This window comes from Streptomyces sp. BBFR25, from assembly GCF_044590125.1.
Lineage (GTDB): Bacteria > Actinomycetota > Actinomycetes > Streptomycetales > Streptomycetaceae > Streptomyces > Streptomyces canus_D.
Genome location: NZ_CP172447.1, coordinates 8,589,119 through 8,610,895 on the forward strand (window position 1 = coordinate 8,589,119; position 21,777 = coordinate 8,610,895).

General features: G+C 66.7%; 20 protein-coding genes. 5 read left to right on the forward strand and 15 right to left on the reverse strand.

Annotation, left to right across the window (positions count from 1 at the left end):
• The first annotated feature begins 197 nt into the window (after positions 1-197).
• The gene (locus ACGH52_RS38615) at positions 198-935 is read left to right on the forward strand and encodes an SDR family oxidoreductase (RefSeq protein WP_121704259.1); all 738 of its coding nucleotides are present in this window, start codon (positions 198-200) and stop codon (positions 933-935) included.
• 52 nt (positions 936-987) lie between these two features.
• Here ACGH52_RS38615 and ACGH52_RS38620 read toward each other — a convergent pair whose 3' ends face one another.
• Positions 988-1,908 carry a LysR family transcriptional regulator gene (locus ACGH52_RS38620; protein ID WP_247700363.1) on the reverse strand — a complete coding sequence of 307 codons (921 nt, stop codon included), beginning with the start codon at positions 1,906-1,908 and terminating at the stop codon, positions 988-990.
• Positions 1,909-2,072: 164 nt separating this feature from the next.
• Here ACGH52_RS38620 and ACGH52_RS38625 point away from each other — a divergent pair, with 164 nt between their 5' ends.
• On the forward strand, positions 2,073-3,332 hold the full coding sequence (locus ACGH52_RS38625; RefSeq protein WP_399946381.1) for an AI-2E family transporter: 1,260 nt from the start codon (positions 2,073-2,075) through the stop codon (positions 3,330-3,332).
• Positions 3,333-3,560: 228 nt separating this feature from the next.
• On the opposite strand, the gene ACGH52_RS38630 is transcribed toward ACGH52_RS38625, so the two are convergent.
• Entirely contained in the window at positions 3,561-5,123 is a 1,563-nt protein-coding gene (locus tag ACGH52_RS38630) for a GMC family oxidoreductase (protein ID WP_238696971.1), read from the reverse strand.
• A 42-nt stretch (positions 5,124-5,165) separates the two neighbouring features.
• Between ACGH52_RS38630 and ACGH52_RS38635 the strand changes: the two genes are divergently transcribed.
• Entirely contained in the window at positions 5,166-5,909 is a 744-nt protein-coding gene (locus tag ACGH52_RS38635; RefSeq protein ID WP_121704255.1) for a TetR/AcrR family transcriptional regulator, read from the forward strand.
• A 35-nt stretch (positions 5,910-5,944) separates the two neighbouring features.
• Here ACGH52_RS38635 and ACGH52_RS38640 read toward each other — a convergent pair whose 3' ends face one another.
• The 10 genes from ACGH52_RS38640 to ACGH52_RS38685 all read right to left on the reverse strand — a co-directional run bounded on the left by ACGH52_RS38640 (position 5,945) and on the right by ACGH52_RS38685 (position 14,534).
• Positions 5,945-6,646, reverse strand: coding sequence for an NADPH-dependent F420 reductase (locus ACGH52_RS38640; RefSeq protein ID WP_399946384.1), 702 nt, complete (start codon positions 6,644-6,646; stop codon positions 5,945-5,947).
• 11 nt (positions 6,647-6,657) lie between these two features.
• Positions 6,658-7,710, reverse strand: coding sequence for an LLM class flavin-dependent oxidoreductase (locus ACGH52_RS38645; RefSeq protein ID WP_121704253.1), 1,053 nt, complete (start codon positions 7,708-7,710; stop codon positions 6,658-6,660).
• On the reverse strand, positions 7,703-8,752 hold the full coding sequence (locus ACGH52_RS38650) for an LLM class flavin-dependent oxidoreductase (RefSeq protein WP_121704252.1): 1,050 nt from the start codon (positions 8,750-8,752) through the stop codon (positions 7,703-7,705). The genes ACGH52_RS38645 and ACGH52_RS38650 overlap by 8 nt, the downstream gene beginning before the upstream one ends.
• 412 nt (positions 8,753-9,164) lie before the next feature.
• The gene (locus tag ACGH52_RS38655; RefSeq protein ID WP_238696973.1) at positions 9,165-10,010 is read right to left on the reverse strand and encodes a Bax inhibitor-1/YccA family protein; all 846 of its coding nucleotides are present in this window, start codon (positions 10,008-10,010) and stop codon (positions 9,165-9,167) included.
• Positions 10,011-10,289: 279 nt separating this feature from the next.
• Complete coding sequence (locus tag ACGH52_RS38660; RefSeq protein WP_121704265.1) at positions 10,290-11,003, reverse strand: cytochrome b/b6 domain-containing protein; 714 nt, start codon at positions 11,001-11,003, stop codon at positions 10,290-10,292.
• Entirely contained in the window at positions 10,951-11,673 is a 723-nt protein-coding gene (locus ACGH52_RS38665) for a molybdopterin-dependent oxidoreductase (protein ID WP_121704250.1), read from the reverse strand. The genes ACGH52_RS38660 and ACGH52_RS38665 overlap by 53 nt, the downstream gene beginning before the upstream one ends.
• Before the next feature lie 296 nt (positions 11,674-11,969).
• Positions 11,970-12,341 (reverse strand): nuclear transport factor 2 family protein, encoded by a 372-nt coding sequence (locus ACGH52_RS38670; RefSeq protein ID WP_121704249.1) that lies wholly within the window; start codon positions 12,339-12,341, stop codon positions 11,970-11,972.
• Between the two features lie 79 nt (positions 12,342-12,420).
• On the reverse strand, positions 12,421-12,711 hold the full coding sequence (locus ACGH52_RS38675; protein ID WP_121704248.1) for a muconolactone Delta-isomerase family protein: 291 nt from the start codon (positions 12,709-12,711) through the stop codon (positions 12,421-12,423).
• A gap of 259 nt (positions 12,712-12,970) precedes the next feature.
• Positions 12,971-13,582, reverse strand: coding sequence for an NAD(P)H:quinone oxidoreductase (gene wrbA, locus ACGH52_RS38680; RefSeq protein WP_121704247.1), 612 nt, complete (start codon positions 13,580-13,582; stop codon positions 12,971-12,973).
• Positions 13,583-13,961: 379 nt separating this feature from the next.
• On the reverse strand, positions 13,962-14,534 hold the full coding sequence (locus ACGH52_RS38685; RefSeq protein ID WP_399946392.1) for a TetR family transcriptional regulator C-terminal domain-containing protein: 573 nt from the start codon (positions 14,532-14,534) through the stop codon (positions 13,962-13,964).
• Between the two features lie 364 nt (positions 14,535-14,898).
• On the opposite strand from ACGH52_RS38685, the gene ACGH52_RS38690 reads away from it, so the two are divergent.
• Positions 14,899-15,918 (forward strand): alcohol dehydrogenase catalytic domain-containing protein, encoded by a 1,020-nt coding sequence (locus ACGH52_RS38690; RefSeq protein ID WP_121704245.1) that lies wholly within the window; start codon positions 14,899-14,901, stop codon positions 15,916-15,918.
• A gap of 195 nt (positions 15,919-16,113) precedes the next feature.
• Here the strand turns inward: ACGH52_RS38690 and ACGH52_RS38695 are convergent, their stop codons facing one another.
• The 3 genes from ACGH52_RS38695 to ACGH52_RS38705 are packed head-to-tail and all read right to left on the reverse strand — an operon-like array spanning position 16,114 to position 19,144.
• Positions 16,114-16,515 (reverse strand): DUF6009 family protein, encoded by a 402-nt coding sequence (locus tag ACGH52_RS38695; RefSeq protein ID WP_121704244.1) that lies wholly within the window; start codon positions 16,513-16,515, stop codon positions 16,114-16,116.
• Positions 16,512-18,038 carry a phage/plasmid primase, P4 family gene (locus ACGH52_RS38700; RefSeq protein WP_384703732.1) on the reverse strand — a complete coding sequence of 509 codons (1,527 nt, stop codon included), beginning with the start codon at positions 18,036-18,038 and terminating at the stop codon, positions 16,512-16,514. Before ACGH52_RS38700 ends, ACGH52_RS38695 begins: the two co-directional genes overlap by 4 nt.
• The gene (locus tag ACGH52_RS38705) at positions 18,035-19,144 is read right to left on the reverse strand and encodes a bifunctional DNA primase/polymerase (protein ID WP_399946395.1); all 1,110 of its coding nucleotides are present in this window, start codon (positions 19,142-19,144) and stop codon (positions 18,035-18,037) included. Before ACGH52_RS38705 ends, ACGH52_RS38700 begins: the two co-directional genes overlap by 4 nt.
• A gap of 771 nt (positions 19,145-19,915) precedes the next feature.
• On the opposite strand from ACGH52_RS38705, the gene ACGH52_RS38710 reads away from it, so the two are divergent.
• A complete protein-coding gene (locus ACGH52_RS38710) occupies positions 19,916-20,059 on the forward strand; it encodes a hypothetical protein (protein ID WP_399946397.1) in 144 nt (47 codons plus the stop codon).
• The last annotated feature ends 1,718 nt before the right edge of the window (positions 20,060-21,777 follow it).

The following is a 21,777-nucleotide window of genomic DNA, read 5'->3' on the forward strand; positions in this document are numbered from 1 at the left end:
ACGAAAAATAGCGTGCGGTCCAAAGAGGAGACTTTCGGCATATCTCGCGTTCACAATAGGCGCAAGTGTCGTTGCTTGCCTGCCGGTCACCGTCCTCGAGTGGTGCCGGTTTCCACCCCAGGGTACTTTTGCACCGACGCCATCGTCAGTCTGGTGGCGCCTGCCTTCTGAGCGATTACACGAGCAAGGGCACGCATATGAGCCCCGAGAAGAAGCAGCCCGGCATGGCCGATCAGGTGGTCGTGGTGATCGGTGGCAGCTCAGGGATGGGCCTGGAGACCGCCCGTCGTGTGCGCGCCGAAGGTGGTCAGGTAGTCCTGGTGGGGCGGAACCCGGAGCGGCTGGAGCGGGCGGCAGCGCACGTTCAACCGCTGTCCACCGCCATTCTGGACGCCACGGACACCGGTCGCGTCCAGCAGTTCTTCGAGGATCTGCCGCACCCCGTCGACCACGTCATGTCGACCGCCGGCGGGCCGTCGTACCTGCCGCTGGCCGAGATGGACCTCGTCGAAACCAGCCGTCACTTCGGCGAACGTCTCGCCATGACTCTCGCGATCGCCAAGTACGGCCGGGACAGGATGCGAGCGGGCGGAACGCTGCTCTTCGTCGGAGGCACCGGCGGCCGACGCCCCGGCGTCGGGAGAACCGTCATCGCCGCGCTCACCGCGGCGTTGCCGGCTCTCACCGCCAACCTGGCGCTGGAACTGGCTCCGGTCCGAGTCAACCTCATCGCAGCGGGTTTCGTCGACACGCCGCTCTCGGCTTCCCTACTGGCCGACAAACTCGACGCGCGACGTGAGGAGTTGCGGTCGACACTGCCGATCCGTCGAGTTGTCGGCCCGGAGGACGTCGCCGATCTCGCCCTGCACATCATGCACAACGAGGCCCTGACGGGGGCGACGTACGACATCGACGGCGGGCAGCAGTTGCTGTGATGACCGGACCCGATTCGGTGATCGAGCTGCGGGCCGTCGGTGCACCCCAGGGCTAGCGGATGTGAGGGTCGTCGTCGGGCAGCCAGGCGGCCGGACCGCGCACCCGGACGTCGTCCGGGTCGGGACGCAACGCTTCGACGACGGCTCGGACCTCGGCACGGTCATCGTCCCTTCGCCATACGAGGGACCACGTCCAGCAGAGTTGCGGCCTGACGACGGTCACGCGTACCAGGTCGGGGGGAAGGGGGACATTCTGGTTCTTGGGGTTGTTGATGACAGGCCGGTGACTGTGGCGTACGTGATCGAAGAACTCCGGTCCAGTGAGGCTGCTGCCGAAGACCCGTCTCAATCGGGCTCCCGTCGCGCGGGACACCTGCTCGGCGTACGTGTTCCAGGACCTCCACGTGGTGTCCTCGTCAAGGAGGAGGAGCGTGTCCTCGGCGGCCACTTCCTCTGCGCCCGGCCGGGAGAAGACTGCGTGCAGTCGGTCGACGCCGAGCAGGGCGGACCGCAGACCGAACGCTTCCAGGTCCCCGGTTCGCACCCGGCACACGGCCAGGTCGAGGCTGCCGTCGGCCACCCGGGCCGTCTGGGTGTGGGAGGGCGCGACCCACGGGTCGATGTGTACCTGGGCCACCGCGGAAGTCCGGGCATTCAGGTCGGGCGGAAGCCAGTGGACGTAGGCCAGTCGTAGTGGCTTCGAACCCGACAATTGGCGGGCACGATGCTGAAGAGCGTCGGCACGGGACAGAAGGAGCCGGGCGTCGGGGAGCAGCAACGCGCCGGCGCTCGTGAGCGAGACCGAGCGGCGGTCGCGGTCAAACAGCTGTACGCCGAGGTCGCGTTCGAGGGCCTTGATCTGCTGCGACAGGGACGGGCCCGCGATGCGCAAGCGAGCTGCGGCGCGTCCGTAGTTCAGTTCCTCTGCAACGGCAACGAAATACCGCAGTTGGCGCAGCTCCACGGTCGTCATGGTATCCCGGCGTGTCTTCCCCCTCGGAGCGCCATTGGATGGACTGGCCCATCAAGGTGATCTATCGGCCTGGTCGCTCGGTGAGGGAAGTGCCCGGGCAAGGGTCGATAGGAGACGTGACACCGAGCCCGAGATCGTCCGAGCCGTCTTCCCGTAGGGGAACGATGGCCGTCGGGCCTGTGCTTCCCAACCGAGGAACAAGCGTGGTAGTCCGATTCGGGAAATGGTTCAGGCGCCCCGGTGCCGGTGCTCGACGCGAAGTCGCGGCGGACGAACCGCAACGGGTGCCGGACAGGGCGATTCCGGTCTCCGCTCCCACCGCCGTCGCCAGGCCCGGCCCGGCAGACGCTGTCCCGTGGGGGATCCGCGTGGCTGCCGAGGTGGTCTGGCGTCTCCTCGTCGTCGCCGCCGGTGTGTGGGTGGTGGCGCGGGCCCTGGGCTCGGTGCGCGTGATCGTGTTCGCCTTCGTCGCTTCTCTGCTGATCAGCGCGCTGCTTCAGCCCACAGTGGCCAGGCTTCACCGGCACCGGGTACCCAAGGGGCCGGCGACGGTCCTGACGGCGTTGTGCGGTTTCGTCCTTCTGGGGCTCGTCGGATGGTTCGTGGCCTGGCAGGTGATGAGTAATGTCGGTGAACTGTCCGACCGCCTGCAGGACGGTACTGACGATCTCAAGCGGTGGCTCGCCGACGGGCCGTTTCACGTCACGGAATCACAGCTCGACGATGCCACCGGGATGCTGCGCGACAGCATCGGGTCCAGCAGGCAGCGACTCACCGACGTCGGCATCCACGGCGTCACCATTCTCGTCGAACTCCTGACAGGGGCACTGCTGGCGTTGTTCTCGACGCTGTTCCTCCTCTACGACGGGCCGCGCATCTGGGCATGGAGCCTCAAGTGGGTCCCGGCCTCGGCACGGCCCAAGCTGGCCGGAGCCGGCGTTCATGCCTGGCGCACTCTTACGGCATACGTGCACGGCACCGTCGTCATTGCGTTCATCGACGCCCTCTGTATCGGCCTGGGTATCTTCGTGCTGGGTGTGCCCCTGGCGCTGCCACTCGCCGTCGTCGTCTTCCTGGGAGCCTTCGTTCCCCTGGTCGGCGCGGTTGTCTCAGGAGCACTGGCCGTCGTCGTGGCGTTCGTGACGGAGGGGGTGTTCACGGCCCTGCTGGTGCTGGTCATTGTGCTTGGTGTGCAGCAGCTCGAGGGTCACATCCTCCAGCCCTTCATCCTCGGCCGCGCCGTGCGAGTGCACCCGCTGGGCATCATCTTCTCGGTGGCCGCGGGAGGACTTGTCGCCGGTATCGGCGGCGCCGTTGTGGCCGTTCCCCTTGTGGCGGTGCTCAACACCATGGTCGGCGCACTCCTGCACCCCGGCGGAGCCGAAGAGCTGCCAGCGGCGGAGCGGGCGGCTCACGGCAGATGAAATCGGCGGTCCGAAACGGCGAGGGCGCCGTGCGCCCGACGACACGACGAGCGGTGTGCGGTGGTCGCCCCGCATACGGGGGAAGTGCATGCGGGACGGCCACCTTCCCGCCGCCAGAACCAGCCGATCCGCACTCTGCCGACGGGAGCTCTTCCACTGTGGAGACGGGTGACGGGCCCCCGGAGGTTCACGCGAGCCCCATGGTGGGCTGCGCCGTAGACCCGGGTGTCAGATGCCACGCAGCAGTTCGGCGGCCCGCTCGGCGATGGCGTAGACGGTGGCGTTCGTGTTGCTGGAGGGGATCGAGGGGATGACCGACGCATCGGCCACACGCAGGCCGTCGAGTCCGCGGACCCGGAGCTGGGAGTCGACGACGGCCGTCTCGTCCTCTCCCATCATGCAGGTCCCCACAGGGTGGCAGTAGGAGGTGAAGTGGTTGCGGACGTGGGCAGCGATCGACTGTTCGTCCACGGCCGTGAGCCCCGGACTCACCTCTTCGATCCCCCATTCGCCCAGCGCGGATGTCCACGCGATGGTGCGCGCGGTCTCGATGCCGGACAGCACCGCACGAACATCCTGTTCCTCGGCGAAGTAGTTGGGGTCGATGAGTGAGGGCGCGTACGGGTCGGACGAGGTGATCCTGAGCGAGCCACGGCTCGCCGGACGCATGGGTGAGACTCCGATGGTGAAGCCGTTGTCCACGGGGAGAACGGGGTTGGGGACCGGGATGTCGATGAAGATGATCTGCAGGTCCGGGCCGTCGGAGGAGGCTGGGCTGCGTAGCAGGCCCAGGATTTCCCCGTGGTTGTGGCGCGCGGCGGGGACGGGCCGCTGCGCGCGGTAGACCAGGTTGGCCCGCGGGTGGTCATGGAGGTTGTGTCCCACACCGGGCAGCGCGTGGAAGAGGCCCACGTGCGCCTGTCGGAGATCCTCTTCGGCGCCGATGCCGGAGCGCTGCAGGAGTTCGGCGGAGCCGATGGTGCCGGCCGTGAGCACCACTTCGTTCGTCGTCACCGCGGTGTGCACCCGGCCGGCGTGGCCGTATTCCACGCCGGTGCAGCGCGTGCCCTCGAACGTGAGCCGGTGTGCGGTCGCCCCGGTGATCACATGCAGATTCGGGCGGTTCAGCACGGGCGTGAGATAGGCGTCGGCCGCGCTCTGCCGCCGTCCGGCGACGATGTTGAGATCGACCGGCGCGAAGCCCTCCTCGAGGCCGCCGCTGATGTCGTGGGCCCGGTGCTGCCCTGCTTCGACGGCCCCCGCCAGACAAGCGAGCAGCACGTCGTTGGGCTCGGCTGCCGGTCCGACGACGAGGGGGCCGGCCGTCCCGCGGCCCTCGGCTCCCCGCACCGTCGACCGTTCGCTCCGTTGGAAATAGGGCAGCAGGTCGTCGAAGGTCCACCCCTTGGCTCCGTGGTCGCTCCAGGCGTCGTAGCTGGAGTGGTGGCCGCGCGTGAATACGAGGGCGTTGATCGAGGAGGAGCCGCCCAGTCCCTTGCCCCGTGGCAAGGCAACGGGTGTGCCGGAGGACTTCTGCGCGACGGTGACGTCACCCCAGGCGGCCTTGGATGCCGCGAGCAAGGGCCACGACGGGGGGTGTGCCGCAGCGGTCGGGAGGTCGGGGTCTCCCGCCTCCAGCAGCAGAACGCGGACCTCGGCGTCCTCGGTGAGCCGAGCCGCAAGCACGCAACCGGCCGTGCCACCGCCGACGAGTATGAAGTCGTACGTGGAAAGTGGGGACATACCAATACGTCCTCTATTGAACCAATGGCTACAAAATGACAGTAACACTGATCCGAACCATTGGTTCGTGATGTCCGTTACCGTTGGACCATGGCTGCTGAGGGCGAGGATGAAGGATCCCGGACGGGGGCGCTCTCCGCGAAGATCGTTCTCGCCGCCGCCGGGTTGTTGGAAGACCAGGGGCTGGACGCCATGTCCGTTCGGGCGGTGGCATCGCGTGCTGGCGTCTTTCCCCCGACGATCTTTCGCCTGTTCGGGGACAAGGACGGCCTCCTGGAGGCCGTGGGCGAGTACGGCTTCGAGACGTACCTGCGGGCGAAGAGCGGGCTTCCTCGGAGCGACGACCCCGTCGCGGACCTGCGCGCCGCCTGGGATCTCCACGTCCGGTTCGGTCTCATGCAGCCCGCCTACTACGGCCTTGTGTTCGGGCACGTGCGGTCCGTAGGGCTCTCACGCGCCGGGCGTGAGGCGGTGTCGGAACTCCGGCGGATGGTCGCCCGGGTGGGCGCGCTCGGCCACCTGCGGATGAGCGTCGAACGTGCCGCGGCGATGATGCACGCCGGAGGCGTCGGAGTCGTCATGACGCTGCTCGACTCCTCTACGCGCGACTTGGCGGTCTCGGAGGCGACCCGCGAGGCGGTGTTGGCCGCGATCGTTCGCCCACCGGCGGAGGGCGGCTACACGGACTTGTCCGGTGCCGGGCCCGCGGGGCCGGCGATGGCACTGCGGGCAGCGCTGGACACGACGGAAGCCACGGTCCTCAGCCCGGGCGAGGGGCTGCTGCTCCGGGAACTGCTCGACCGCTTGGCCGACGCGCCGTCCGGGACGGGCTGAGCTGCGCTCTTGGAGAGTGTTGGGACAGACGGCGCTCAGTGCACGCCGCCGGCTGGCGTTGATGCGGCCGCCCGGGCCGCGGCGGTCTCGCGGCCGCGTTCCGTCGCGGAGAAGCGTTCCAGCATGGCGTGCAGTTCCTCGGCACCGACGTTGGCTCCGAACGGTTCCGTCCCCGGCTGCAGACGCACGCCGTCCGCGAGCGAGCCCGCCTCGATCGGGTCGAACCCCAGGTCGTCGACCAGGCCCGCCACGACGGCTCGAGCCTCAGGATCATCGGCGGCCACGGCGATCGCCTTGCGTCCGGCCGAGCCGGCCGGACGGGCCCCGTCCTCGAGGTCGTGGTACCCCATGTGGTTGAAGGCCTTGACCACCTTCGAGCCGACCAGGAACTTCTGGACGAGCTGGCTGGTCGACACACCCGGGGCGGTGAAGTCGTCGCGCACCCCGTCGACCTCCCACCAGTAGTTCATCGCGTCCACGACCGGCTTGCCGCGCAATGCGTCCACGGGGATGTCCCGGTGCTTGCTGAGAGGAAGGGCCAGGAGCACCACATCGGCCAGGGCCGCGGCCTGGACCGAGGAGACCGCGGTGGCCCCCGGGGCCAGGACCTCGACGGTGAGGGCGATCTTGTCCGGGGTACCCGACCCCGCGACGAGTACCCGATAGCCGGCCCCGACAGCCAGTCGGGCCAGTACCGTTCCGACTTTTCCGGCACCCAGGATGCCGATGGTACGCATAGGGACGTTATTCACCGTTCTCCTCGCACGGGCCGGTCGGCGAGCATCTCACGGACCATGGGGATAACACGCGACCCGTAGAGCTCGACGGAACGAAGGCGGTCGCCGATCGACTGGGAACCCGCGGTGTAGATGAGGTCGAACCGACCGACCCGCAGTTCTCTGACGGTGCGAGCGATCTTGCGCGCGACCGTTTCGGGCGAGCCTATGTACAGGGAACCCTGCTCGATCTCAGCCTCGTACTCCGCTCGGCGCACCGGCGGCCACCCGCGGAGCGCGCCGATGCGGTCCCGGATGACTCGGTATCCCGGCCAGTGCGCTTCCCGTGCCTGTTCGTCGCTGTCGGCGACGAACCCGGGCGAGTGCATGGCGACCGGGTACGCCGTGGTGCCGAACTGCGCCGTCGCGCGCTCGTACAGGTCGATGTAGGGGGCGAAGCGCGACGGGGCACCGCCGATGATGGCGATCATCAGCGGGAGGCCGTGCCGGGCCGTACGCACCACGGACTGGGGAGAGCCACCCACACCCACCCAGGTCGTCAGGTGCCCCGACTCGGTCGTCGGGTAGATCTCCGCATGGTCCAGGGCGGGCCGGACGGTCCCCTTCCAGGTGACCGGCTTCTCTTCGAGCAACTGGACGAAGAGGTCGAGCTTCTCCTCGAACAGCACGTCGTAGTCGGCGAGGTCATAGCCGAACAGGGGGAAGGACTCGGTGAAGGAACCACGGCCGAGGATGATCTCGGCCCGTCCGTCGCTCAGCGCGTCCAGGGTCGCGAATCTCTGGAAGACCCGCACGGGGTCGTCGGAGCTGAGGACGGTGACGCCTGAGGACAGGCGGATGCGCTTGGTACGGGTGGCGATGCCCGCAAGAACGGTCTCGGGCGTGCTGACCGAGTACTCCGGACGATGGTGTTCGCCCAGTGCCAGGACGTCCACTCCGAGGTCGTCCGCGAGCACCGCCTCGGTGACGGTCTGGCGAATGGACCTGGCGTGCGAGACGAGCGCGCCCGAGTCGTCCACGGGTACGTCGCCGAACGTATCCAGGCCGAATACGAGGTCAGACATGTATGAGTTCCTCACTGAGTATTTCCCGCACCCTCGGGGCCACTTCGCGGCCCAGCAGTTCGATGGTGCGGGCGCGGGCCTGGCGGGGCAGATGCATAACGTCATACTTGAGGTCGAAGCGGCTCAGGCGGAGGTCGCGTGCCGTCGCGGCGATCTTGCGTGCGACGGTCTCTGGCGATCCGACGAAGAGCGAACCGTGTTCCACCTCGGCCTCGTAGCGCTTGCGGTCCGGCTCGCGGAAACCGCGCTCCTGCGCGAGTTGGCGCGCGACCGGCTCCCAATACCGCCACCACGTCTCGACCGCTTCCTCGTCGCTGTCTGCGATCAGACCGAGGGAGTGCTGGCCCACCGGTTGCGGCTCCTGCCCAAACTGCCGCAGTGCCCGGTCATGGAGGTCCACGTGACTGCGGAAGCGCTGTGGGCGGCCGCCGACGACGGCCAGCATGAGGGGCAGACCGTGGCGGGCAGCACGGATGACCGAGCTGGGGCTGCCGCCCACACCGATCCAGGTGGGAATCCCACCGGGGCGCATCCGTGGCCGCAGTACCTGCCCGGTAACCGGTGACCGGGTCTCGCCCGCCCACGTCACCTGCTCCTCCCGCTGCAGGCGCGTGAACAGTTCGAGCTTCTCCTCAAAAAGCGTCTCGTAGTCGGCGAGGTCGTAGCCGAACAACGGGAAGGACTCGGTGGCCGAAGCACGGCCGAGGACCACCTGGGCACGTCCTGCGGACACGGCATCGAGCGTCGAGAACTCGTGATAGAGCCGTACAGGATCGTTGGTGCTCAGGACGGTGACTGACGTCCCAAGGCGGATCCGCTCGGTGGCTGTGGCTATCCCGGCAAGCAGTACGGGAGGGGCACTGTCGACGTGGCCCGAACGGTAGTGCTCACCGATGCTGAAGATGTCCACCCCCGAGGATTCGGCAAGCTTGGCCTCTTCGATGAGCAGGCGGACGGTCTCGGCGTCGTCGAGTGTCCGGCGGTTGTCAGTGGCGACCTCTCCGAAGGAGTTGAGGCCGATCTCGAAGGCGTTGGCCTCCATGGCGCCTCCCGTGACCGCTCTCGCTGGGCTACTCGCCCCCAATTGCTTGACGTTGCAAGAATGTCAGGAAGTGCTTGATTCGTCAATCAACCGGGCAGTATCCTGGCTCACACCAGAGCCGGGCGGGGCTCGTCGTCGTGGGCCTCGCACTCATGGCCGCGTGGGGCGTACCCCACCCGGGGGAAACAGTCCGGCGGGACCGTAACCGAAGGACACCACGGTACTGCTCCAGAAGCAGACGACCGAGGCGTTGGGCCAGCCGGCTTCCACGTCTGCGCGTCTGTAGTGATTCTCCGCAGTTTCCGGCTCTTCTCCCTCTCGGAGGCATCGTTTTCCCCGCAGCATGCTGAACATTGCAGGATCCTGATTCTTCGTGTGTGCCGGAGACCGGTACAGGACACCTGGCCAGGGGTCAGTAGATGTCGTCCTCCTCGATGAGGGTGAAGAGGTTGAGGATTTCGACGTAGATCCAGACCAGAGTGACGACGAGTCCGAACGCAGCCAGCCATGCCTCGCCGCGCGGCGCACCCGCGGCGATGCCGTCCTCGACCTGCTTGAAGTGCAGGGCGAGGAAGCAAGCACCGATCACGACACCCGCGAGGCCGAAAAGAACGCCCAACGCGCCACTTCGGAACCCGAGACCGCCATCCGCCCCGAACGCGGCGAACACAAGGTTGCCGAGGTTGAGAACCAGGAAGCCCAATGCGGCCGCCATGGCAAACCGGTAGAAGCGAGGAGTGACGCGGATCCAGCGCGACTTGTACGCGATCAGCACAGCCACGAACACGGCCATGGTGCCGGCGATCGCCTGGATGACCGCGCCGGACGAGAGCGAATGGGCAATGGCACTGGAAATGATGCCGAGGAACAGTCCCTCGAAGGCCGCATAACCGAGGATGAGCAGCGGCATCGGCCGGGAAGCGAATGCCTGGATGAGCCCGAGGACCAGGGCGACGAGCGCGGCAGCGCCCGCCGTTCCGTAGGAACCGCCCGGGTTGGCGGAGTTCGCGGGGAACAGCGCCCATGCCGCGACTGCGACGGCGACAGCAAGCCCTAGGGTCAAAGCCGTTCGGTTGACTACGTCGTTGATCGTCATCACGGCCGTATCGGCGCGCCGAGAGGAAGGTGCCTTGCTCAGGCTCACCACGGGCTCGGGTGGTATCTCGGCCGTGTCCGGGCGAAGGGCAGCCTTTCCGTCGTCCACTGTGGGAGCGCTGTTTCGCTGCCACTGCTTCAGCACGGGGTTCGAACTCTTCACGGTTCGGGTAGCTGAGTAGGCCATGTGGTTTCCCGCTCTATTTCTTTCACGGCGTAACGAAGAGCGGGCGGCCGGCACGCCGAATGGTGCCCGGGGTCGGAGCTCGGTTTCGAGAGCCGTTTTTTATTGGGTGAATTACTTCCGCGATCAGACGCGGCGTCCCCGCCTCTTGTGGGCAGGCCCCGAGATCTCAACGGGACAATGCTACATCGCCCGATAAGGCGCGTCTCTTCGTCGCGAGCGGCACTCGACTCTGTGCGATCAGCCCATTTCAGGGTGCTACGCCTGCGTCCCCTGGCTGTTCTTCCGGTCGTCCGCTTCCGGGTGCGAGCGATCTTCCCGCACCGGCTGCCACCTCGAATGATGCCGCCTGGCCCAGGCAACGCTGACGTATCCCGACCGCATCCCCAGCCGAGCTTCAGGGTCTTGATAAGCCTTGCGCATGTGCCCGATGATCACGGCAGCGGTCAGCCAGGCGAGCAAATCGTGGACAAAGATGGCGCTGGTGCGCGAGATGAAGGGCAGCAGTCCCGCGAACCACATCAAAAGACCCGTGAACATCATGATCACCACCGCCCCCGCGATCCAGCCCGCGAAGATCTTCTGGCCTGCGTTGAATTTTCCGGCAGGCCGGTCCTGCGGGGAGGTACGACGTTTGCGGACGGCTCTCAGCCACTGCCGGTCGTACACCGCGAAGCGGTTCAGCCGCCGAAGGTCCGCACGGAAGGACGGGTGGAACAGCCCCAGCAGCGTCGGCAGCGGCAGACATACGCCTGACCATTCGTGAACGGCCGCCACCAGGTGGCGTCGGCCGACCACTTGCGCCAGAGGGCCGAGGTAGAGGCAGGCTGCGGTGGCCAGACAAGTCAGCATGAGCCACGCGGTCGTGCGATGGATCATGCGTTGAACGTAACCGAACCGACGGACCCGGTCGTCCGGCTCAGGCGGCATTGCTGCGCCGGTCCGCATCATCGAGCCAGCCGTCCACCGCATAGCCGCGCTTCTCCCAGAAGCCGGGGACGACCCTGTCGGTGACCTGGATTCCGGAGAGCCACTTGGCCGACTTGTAGAAGTACATGGGCGCTACGAAGAGGCGTACCGGTCCTCCGTGCTCGTGCGTCAGGGGCTTGTCCTGCATGTCGAGCGCGACCAGCACGTCCGAGCGACGTGCCTGCTCCAGAGTGAGGCTCTCGGTATAGGCGCCGTCGAAGCAGGTGAACCGCACGGCCGCGCCTCGCCCCTGGATGCCCGCAGCCTCCAGGAGGTCCGCGAGCTTGACTCCGGAGAACGGGGTGTTGTCCACACGCCAGCCGTCGGTGCACAAGACATCGTGCACCACCCGGGTCTGAGGCATGGCCCGCAGCTCGGGCAGCGTGTAGGTCCTCGCCCGGTCCACGAGACCATCGATGCGCAGCAGGTAATTGGTCTCGTCCTTGTGCGGAACCGAGCCGACGACGCTGTAGTACCGGAAGCCCCCGGGGTTGGGCAGGAGCCCGGTCAGTCCGGTCGCGTCGACCTGCGAAGCGGCGCCGAGGGCACCCTCCCAGCCTCGCTGCAGCGCGGGAGCCGCGACGATGGCCGCGGCTCCGGCGGCGACCGTGCCCAGAAAGGCACGACGGCCCACGGGAGCACCTCTGCTCTCCCCCGGCATCTTCTTCGCCATGTCATCGTCCTTCCAGGTATCACCACTAACGAGTCACCGTTTTAAACGGTGACGCATGTTTGCACGGCTCTCCCCTGACTGTCAACGTGGGCTCCCGTCAAGCTCACGCCCCGACCCGGACGGCGGTGATACCTCGATGGACGCGGACATGACAAACTACGTCGAAGACGTTCCGTGTTCGCTGCCCGTCCACGGTCGCCCCCGACGGCATCAGGGCGGCCGCGGACCTGGGACGGCTGCACGAGCGCGTGCGTCCCCCTCGCTGCGGCCGCCGTCCTCGAGCCTCCCCTGCCGTTTCAGTCGAGTTTCGAGACCTGGTAGTGGCTGATGAACCACTCTCCGTCGAGGCGCCTCAGCACGACGCTCAGATTGACGGAAATGGTCGGGCGGTCGACGAAGGAGAAATCGACTCCGAGGTATCCGACCAGCACGTCCTCAGCCGGCTCCCGCGTCTCGAGCACCTCGTACTCCGCCGTCAGACCCAAGGGCTGGGAAGCGTAGTACTCGGCGACACCCGCGCGTCCGACGCTGTAGGGGTGTAGCCCCTGGAAGATCGCGTCCTCGGTGAAGCATGCGGCCACCTCCTGCGGTGCGTGGGCGTCGACCGCCGCCTTCCACCGGTCCATGACGCTCCGCAGGACGCTCCGGTGTGTCTCAGTACTCTGCATCAGGATTCCTCGTCGTCTCGTCGAGGCGTGTCAACGACCACCTCGGGGTCGGTCGTGCGTATGGGCACCCGTGGAGGGCTCAGGCTCGGCCCGGGTCGTTGGGGTGTGACTGCAACGGCGTGATCACCGCGCTCATCCAGGGCCACAGGGGCAGGGACCCAAGTACGTTCGCACGCAGGTCTGCCTCGTCGTCGGCACGCCAGATACCGACGCTGCGCAGCTCGCCGACCGGGCGCCACAGTCGGAACAAGCGGCCCTGAGCAGCCAGTTCCCCGGCACGGACGGCTTCCTGAGCACGACGCCGGTCGGCCTCCGCAGGGTCGGTTCCCTCGGGAACGACGGTGGTCAGTTCGACCATGAACTCCTGCATGATTCATGCCTCTCTGATGTGGCGGCGGCGGGGGAACCGATGGGTGGTCACCAGCCTTGGCGACCAAGGTGCCCGCCGACGGTCAATGGGGCGCAACAGATTCATAGTCCACCGGCTCGTACCGGTCCGTGATCGGCCTGCGCCGTGGGGCCGGGCGTCGAAAGCCGACGGAGTGAATCCCGTACGCCTGACGGCCCTGGAGATCAGGGACCCGGCCCGTGGAACGGACGCGCCGTGCCGGCATCGACACGGCCCACTGTCAGGCAGCGGCCCTGATCGCGCCGGCGATCTTGATGACCCGCTCGGCCTGGATGCGGGCGGCGGTACGCGTGACGTCGTCGACCGGGTTGGCGCCCTGGCCGTCGACGTGTGAGGTGCCGTAGGGGTTACCGTCGGTGAACTTGTTCGGGTCGGTGAAGCCAGGCGTGACGGTGAGGCCGCCGAAGTGGTGGATCGAGTTGTACAGAGCGAGGAGCGTCGACTCCTGACCGGCGTGAGCCGTGGCGGAGGAGACGAAACCGCTGTAGACCTTGTCAGCGAGCTTGCCCTCGGCCCAGAGGCCGCCGAGGGTGTCGATGAACTGCTTCAGCTGGGAAGACACGTTGCCGAAGCGGGTCGGCGTGCCGAAGATGACGGCGTCGGCCCACTCGATGTCGTCGGCAGTCGCCTCGGGGATGTCGGCGGTGGCTGCGTCATTGGCAGCCCAGGCGGGGTTGGACTCGATGGCGGCGCGTGGGGCGAGTTCCGCGACCTTGAGAAGGCGAACCTCGGCGCCGGCCTTCACGCCGGCCTCGTGGAGTTCCTTGGCGATCTCCGTGATGGTGCCGGTGGAGGAGTAGTAGACGACGGCGAGCTTGACCGGAGTGGGCATGGAAACGTTCCTTCGATGAGTTGGGCGACCACCACTAGGTGACCGGTCTCCTAAACTAGACGACCGGTCGCCTAAGGTCAAGCGGTCCTTTCGGATCGGCCTCAACCCGCTCTCCCCCGGCCCCCTCGGTGCGCGGCCGACTCGACGTTCTGGCCGGTGAAAGTACGGAGGAGGCCTGACAGCCGCTGCGAGGGCAGTCGCGGACTAGGGCCTGTCTGACAATTCCCGCCGTCGCCCGAAGGGCGGCCTCGCGGCGTCAGGTGCGTGCTCTCGGCGTGCCGGGCGTAGAGCGTCGTACTGGATGTACTTGGCTCTGCGCCCGGTGCGGCGAGAGTGCGTGCATGGCGTCGCGAGGCAGGCGGGAATTGTCAGACAGGCCCTAGCGCAGAATCCCGCCGAAGACCGTGCGGAAGAACGCCTCCACGGGGGCCGCGGACTTGTCGATCCGCGCGGCAATCAGCGTGCCCTCCCAGGCGCTGAGAATGAACAGTGCGGTGGTTTCGACGTCGATCGAGTCGTCGAGATCGTCGGCTTCCTGGGCTTCAGCGAGCAGTTCCCGCAGTCGGGTGGCCCATCCGTCGAAGCCGCGCTTGGCCGCGGTCCTGATCTCTTCGCTGTGATCGGCGACCTCAGCGCCGAGATTCCCCACGAGGCAGCCACGGACGAAGCCGTTCTCCAGCAGGTCCTCACTGAGGAACTCGAAGTGGGCTCGCAGCCTCTCCAACGGGGGGCGGTCCCGCGAGGTGAGTATGTCGAACCGGAGCGAGTCCCCGTAACGGCTCAGGGCCTCCAGGGCGCTCTCCTCCTTGCTGGAGAAGTAGTTGTAGAAGGAGCCCTTGGGTACGCCCGCGGCCTTGGTGATCTCGTTAATGCCGGTGGCGTTGAAACCCCTCGCGTGGAACTGCCGGAACGCCGCCTCGGCGATCTCCTCGCGGTTTGACACTCGTCCCATGCCTCTCGCCTCCTGAGTCCCGGATCACGTCCCCCTCCACCGTCACACCACGTGGGCCGGCGACCAGCAGCCGGCGGCTCGGCCCACGGGCAGCCATCGGGGGCGACCGGCCTCATCAGTCTATGCACCGCGCGCGGAGCCGTTGCCGGGGGTGTGATGCCGCCGACACGGTGGACTCCCCCGCGAGCCTGCGAGCGGAGGCCGCATGGCCCGACCGTATGGGCTAGTGTTTAAGTAGACCGGTCATTTTTACTCGGGTGCAATCCCGTACGCCTGTCGGATCCCAGACTCAAAACGGCGGTTCCCCGATGTCCCCGAAGCCGGTCCCTCCCCTGCGCAGTCCGAGAAGCACACAGGAGCAAGCATGTCGACCTACCGGGCCTTCGAAGCCACCGGTGTCCGCAACCTCCGGCTGGTCGAACGCCGGCTGACCGACCCGGCACCGGGTCAGGTACGTCTACGCGTCGAAGCATGCGGGATCTGCCACACCGACGTCCTGGCCGTCGAAGGGCTGCGCGAAGATCCTTCGCGTCCTGTCGTTCCTGGGCACGAAATCGTCGGGGTCATCGAAGCAGTCGGTACGGGAGTCTCCGCCTGGCAGGTCGGGGACCGAGCCGGCGTCGGCTTTCTGAACGGGCAGTGCTGGGAGTGCGCACCGTGCCGACGCGGTGACTTCGTCAACTGCCTCCAGCAGGAGCAGACGGGCACCACCGTCGACGGGGGCTATGCCGAGGTCGTCCATGCCCGGGCCAGCGGTCTGGTGCGTGTCCCCGACGGTCTCTCCGCGATCGACGCCGCACCCCTCCTGTGCGCGGGCCTGACCACGTTCACCGCTCTCCAGCAGGCCGGGACGAGGGCCGGGGCCCTCGTCGCCGTCCAGGGGATCGGTGGCCTGGGGCACCTGGCCGTGCAGTACGCCCGCAGCCTCGGCTACCGCGTCGCTGCGATCGCCCGGGGCCCGGAGAAGGAGACGTACGCCCGTGAGCTGGGAGCCCATGTGTACATCGACAGCACTGTCACCGACCCTGGAACGGAGCTTGCGGCGCGTGGCGGAGCTTCACTCATCGTCGCCACCGCCACGAGCGGCGAGTCCATGAATCCTCTGGTCAGAGGCCTTGCCCCGCAAGGGAAACTGGTCGTGGTCGGTGCGACACCCGACCCGCTGACGATCGCCACCCCGGACCTGATCTTCGGAACGCACACCATCCTGGGCAGTCTGACCGGGTCCTCCATCGAGAACGAGGACAATCTCGCCTTCAGCCTGGCGCACGACATTCGGCCCAGTGTCGAGGTCATGCCTTTCGCTCAGGCGTCGGAGGCGTACGAGCGGATGCTGTCGGGCAAGGCCCGCTTCCGGGTCGTGCTCGACGTAACGGCTGCCTGAGGCAGGCACTTGCAAGCCGGCGATCAGGTACCAAGCCGACTCTGCCCGGGCAGCAGGTCGGCTTGAGCACTGAGCACGGGGCCACGTTCTACACGGGCGTGGCCCCGACGGGTTCCAGCTCGGCTGCATGAGTGCGGGACCGTGTACGGGCACCATGCGCACCCCCTGCTGGGGGAAGCGGCGGGCGACAGCCCGTCACAGCGGCAGCGTTATCCCCAGTTGCTGCATGGCACTGGAGGGCGGGCCGCCTTCTGAACGCTCGGTCTTGTAGCCCTTGACGCGAGGCTCCAACGTCCGAGGATCGACCGCCTCGGCGGGAGCGCTTTTCGCGTACAAGCCGTCCGGTTGGCTGTCACGATCGTGCGGCAGGAGCCAGAAGACCCGGCGGCGGAAGGTACCGGAAGCGCGGGATGCCTTCGCGGTGGTGTTGAGAAGGGCGTAACCCACCATGCGCCCGTCACGGTGGTAGGGCGGTTTTCCCTTGCGGGTGGGCAGCCTGTCCAGACTCTGGCGGACGTAATCGAGGTCGTCGACGTCTTCCAGCCAGACCAACTGCGTCTCGTGGCTGATCTCGTCCTCTGTGATCAGGGAGCTCATGAGCCTGCAGCCCTTTCCTGGTCGGCGAGCAGTCCGATGCCCGGGTAATGCTTCCGCTGATTGGACAGGATCATCTCCTTAGGCGAGGCCAGCCCCACGAGTTCCCGGGTGCGGGCAGCGAAGGCCCTCGAGGTCATGACCGGTGCTCCTTCATTCTGGCACCACGTCTTGTATGCGGCGTAGAGCGCCGTCTGCTCTGCTCGCAGGTCAGGACCGAGCACACAGCTTTCCTCGTAGAACCGGCCGGTGTGATCCTCGGTCTCCGCATACGCACTGGTGGCGATACGGACGCGTTCCGGACCGGTAAGATCCCGGCTGCCCGCGAGGTAGCGCCGCGCACCGTCGATGAGCCAGCCCAGGATGCCGGCCCCTTCCTCCGTAACGAGGATGTCCGCGAGGTTGTCGATCTTCCTGTGATCGGGAACGACCCGTTCGAAGGGGATGAGCCGCATGCGACGCCAGAAGGCGAAGCCGCCGGTGCCCACTTCGGGACGGTGGTTACCCAGCAGCCACAGCTTGTGAGTGGGTTCGAAACTGAAGAAGTCCTGGCGCATGCGACGGGCCTTGATACGGTCGCCGCCGGTCAGCAACTTGACCCGGGCTTCGTCGAACTTGTCACCCGGCTTCACTTCGGAACACACAATGACACGTCGCCCGTGCAGCTCGGCCAGGTCGGTGGGATGCCCTTCATACGGTCGCGCCATGAGAAAGCCGGGAGGCGCCGCGTCGGCGTAGTCGCCGAGCAACTTCATGAGAACGTCCAGCAGGACGGACTTGCCGTTCTTGCCGGATCCGAAGAGGAAGGGCAGGACCTGGCCGCCGACGTCGCCCGTGAGCGAGTAGCCCAGCAGAAGCTGCAGGTAGTCGATCATCTCTCGGCCTTCGGCGTCGTCGCCGAAGGTGTCGGTGAGGAACTTCTCCCAACGAGGTGTGACCGTGTGCAGCGGCCCTACGGTGGTGGACCGAGAATGGAAGTCCTTGTTCGGATCCGGGGCTTTGAGCATCCCTGTACGCAGATCGACGATGCCGACGGGGGTGCACAGCGCATAGTGGTCCGCGTCGAGACGGGCAGCGTTGAGGACCATGCCAGGGGCTGACTTGGCCTGAGAGAGCATCGCGTTGATGCCTGTGGTGGACAGCGCACGACGCCGGTGGTTCTGCAGGGCGTTCGTCGTGAAAGTCCCCCGGGGGTCGTGGGTGGCAATGCTCTCCGCGAGGTCACCCGCGGCCCAGAGAACGGTGTCGTCCTCGTCGATCTGCCAGCGCGTCGTGTCCCAGCGGTACCAGCCGATGCCAGGCACGTGCCGGTAATCGTTGGCGTACAGCTTGACGAACAGCTTGGCGTTGCCTCGGTCGGACAGGGTGTCGGGCAGCAGACCATCAGCCGTCGCCTCTCCGACGAGCGTTCGGCCCGCCTCGGCTTGGGTGGGACGCGGCACGGCAGCGGTGCCCTGAGCGCGGATCTGAGCAGCTACGGCTTCTGGATCGAACTCGAACAGTGCCTCTGAGCGCGGCGCCGTCATGGGCGCCTCCCATGGTCGTGGAGCGGACGTTTGAGACCCGCGGTGAGTCCGCTGCGGATGATCTGCTCGATGCGACGCTCCTGACCTGGGCGGGCCGCGACCGCGGTTTCAGTAAGGGCGCGTTCGGCTTCTTCCTGCAGCAGGCGACCGGCTGCGACAAGCCCGCCGAGGGTGTACGCAGCCCGATTGAGCGCGTCAGAGAACCCGGCCCCTTCGGTCACCTGTCCGCAGCTCTCCACGGGCGCCAGGACGGAAACGACGAGCTGGCGCCCGTGTTGGCCTCCCGCCGCCAGGACGGCCTCTCTGGCCCGCGGAGGCACAGGTCGGGGAGCGGGGATGTTGGGAGCGGGCAGATGACCGGTCCTCTCAAGTTCCTGCGCCAGCCAAAGAGGGAGGGGCGCAGGCTCGCGGACGTTTCCCACGGGCTCGTACACCCCGTGCTGCGTAATGGTGCCGGGGGCGATGATGTAGCTCCCGTGTGCTCGGATGTCCACCTGCCAGGCAAGAGCTCGGCCGGAACTGGAACCGACAGACGACTGCCACCGCCGGTGATCCACAGCCCTGTACCAGACATGGAGGCCGCCTGACGGAGTGCGCACCCTCAGGGTGGAGGCGTCGTCTGCGGGGCTTGGCTGGCCCCTCAGAGCAGCCAGAACAGCAAGCGTGTGAAATCCGTTGGCCAGCCCAGTGAGATCGATGTGCTCGGCAATGGGGATGCCCGGAAGGATGCGGTCACGGGTGGGTGGCTGGACCAGGTGGGCGTCGACGTCGATGACGACCAATCCCGCACGGCCACACGAGACACCGATACCGAACCTGGGATTGGCCCGCCACCATTGCTGGATGCGGTCCTGGTCCAATGTCGCGGAGTGGAACCCGTGGCACCAGCGGCCTGCCGGGATACACGCGCAGGCGGCCGGCGGATGCGGGTGAGCTCGGCAGTCGCTGCAATTTGCCGCTGGGGTCTTCCGCCCCGGGGCCAGTGGATGAACGGGCCAACCCCGGCGGGCGCACCATCGCGCCGTGGCCACAGCAAGGTCAGCGACTGAGCGCCCCGGATCGAGCTCCCCTGAGTCACTGCGAGAAAACCGCAGCTCAGCGGGCATCTTTATCCCCAATCAGCGACCGAAGCGACTCAATGATGGACACAGCCTAGCGAACGTGGCCGGTGAGGTCATGGAGCCTATGCGTAAGACGTGCGGATGCGTGTCGGTGAACGGTCACTGTGGAGGAGACCTGAGCGACCGACAGGGTGAGGCAGCGACTGAACATGCTTCGGTCGCTGTCTTCAGCTGCGGACAAAAACCACAGGTCAAGAAGCATATAGCTGGACCAGCAGCGACTGAAGCGACTGAAGCTTCCTATATATGACACACACGCGCACACGCCAATGTCTTCATATACCCCAAACTTCAGTCGCTTCAGTCGCTTTCTCCTCTTGATCACGTCTTTGACCTGCGGTTTTCCCCAGACTCAGAGGAGCGACTGAACAGTCGCTGGGTCGCTATCCTTCAGTCTCGGGCCAGGACTGCCGCAGCTACTCAAGCGACCGAAGCGACTGAAGCCGGAGATTCGGTCAGAAACAGTCAAAGGTTGCCCCTGCCTCCTGGAGCTACTGGAACCGTGCAGCCGCACCCCCGTTATCTTCTTCGTGGCTCCGCAATGGGGCCTCCGGCCTTCGGGTCCGGCATGCCTTCCCCCCGTTGTTGTTGATGATCCGTGGGGGGTGTCTCTGGGTCCTGAGGCATCGACGGACCGCTGATGTGCCGAGGCCGGATGAAAGGCGTGAGCGGAGAGGCCTGCTGTCGGCGCGCAAGAGGACGTGACGCCGCGAGGTACATGGGCGCTGCCCGGTCGCCTCCCTGCGTGGGCTGACGATGCGGCGGATCGCCGACCTCTACCCCGGAGAGGCGAAGGCGGACACAAGGGACGCGTTCATCATCGCGGACGCGGCTACGCTATGCCTCACACGCTGCGGGCGATCGGCGGCGAGGACGACACGATCCCCGAGCTGGGGATGATCGTTGGCTCTGCTGACCCAGATCCATCCCTCGTTGGAACGGGCGCTGGGCCGCGGTTGCAGCTCGGCTGTCCTCACGTTGCTGGAGCGGTTCGGATCATCGGCCCAGGTTCACACGGGGGGCAGGTGCCGGCTGGTGACGCTGTTACGGCCGAAGCCGCCGAGGATGGCCGAGGGGCTGGTCGAGGAAATCTTCACCGCTCTGGACGAGCGGCCGTCACCGTTCCGGGGACCGAGGCGGGCCGCGCTGATCGTCCCGAGCTAGCCGGACGCCCGTAGCGTCTCGGTACCACTCCCCCGACCCAGAGGGTTTACGGCTTGGGCTGACGAGCTCTGAAATGAACGAGATACGAACTGACACTGCGTCATTTTCTTAGCCAGGAACGATTCTGCGGAGACTGGCCGATCGCGAGCTTCCCCGCAAGTTGTCCCGGTCGCTTCCTGTGGACGTCTGTTCGTCCTCCGGAAAAGGCCTGCCTTCTTGGCTGGGACCAATGAGTCCTGTGACCGGTTGGAGCTTCGGTGGGGCGCATCGCTCAGCCGGATCGTCTCAATGCGCTAGCCCTCCGGAGGGTCACTGCCCTGTCGGCCAACGCGACGGCTGTTCTGGTCGTATACGTAGGCCCGTTGTGGCACGAACGGCGGCAAGCCGAGCTTGCGTCCTGTTCGAAGCGCGCTGGGGGCGCGGGGCGAAGCCTCGGTTGGTGTTCGTCGACCGGCTTCTCGCGACGTCTCACCGCTCACCGTGCACGAGCTGGTAGGAGGCGGGTGAGGCGTGCGGGCCTCACCACTTGCTCCTCCGCTATTACGGCGTAATAGCGTGGCGCCTCCGTCCACCTCACTCCCCACTCAAAGATCCACCTACAACCTTGCGGCGATGCTCTCAACCCAGGCGATCGCCCACAGAACACCCATCACAACCGCGCGAGCGCGTTGAGCGACCACCACTCCCCCAGCGCGGCTCAGCACATCCATGGCCCGCACGTTGAAGCAGCAGGTCATCCCTCGGAACGCGAATGGCTGTCTCACCTGATCCATGGCCGGTCGGCAGGTACCCCTAGGACCTATTACGTCGTAATACCTGCGCGGTCCGACTCGCTCGACCGCGCGGGGCATCGACAGGTACCAGATTCGGGGGTCCAAGGCGGTGGCGTTGTGACATGGAGCTGATCGCGACCTGGCAGTCAGCTCGTTCCCCCGGCTGCGCCGCAGTACTGGTGTGGCACCTCGACCGATGCCTTGCCGAGCTTGGCAAACTACACGTGGTCGATCACCCTCACCCTGGGCGTGGTCACCTTGGGCTGCCACTCCCCCGGTCCGCTGCCTCGCGGGCAGCCCAACGGTGAGACAACTGGTTGCCGAACCATCGCAATGCCTGCATGTTGCCGTCCGGCAGAGGCTTCGCCCCCCGGAAGGATCGACTTCTGCCGGGCTCATCCCACCGCTGTTGATCTCTTCCGGCAGTGAGTCGACCACACCGGCAACGAAGCCTCCAACCTGGTCTGCAGAGCTATCACGGCCTAATGACTAGCACCAGCTTCGACGCACTCCCCTGTGCTTCAAGATCGCTGTCGCCGTGGTTTACAGATGCTGGCGTGCATGGCTGTCCCTTCACGGGTCATGCAGGTGTCTTGAGGGGGTGCCAGTCGCTCGGTGCATCCGACGCAGAAGTCTTCTTCAGCTGGCTGCTCGACCGGAGGGGCTTCTCATAGGCCACCA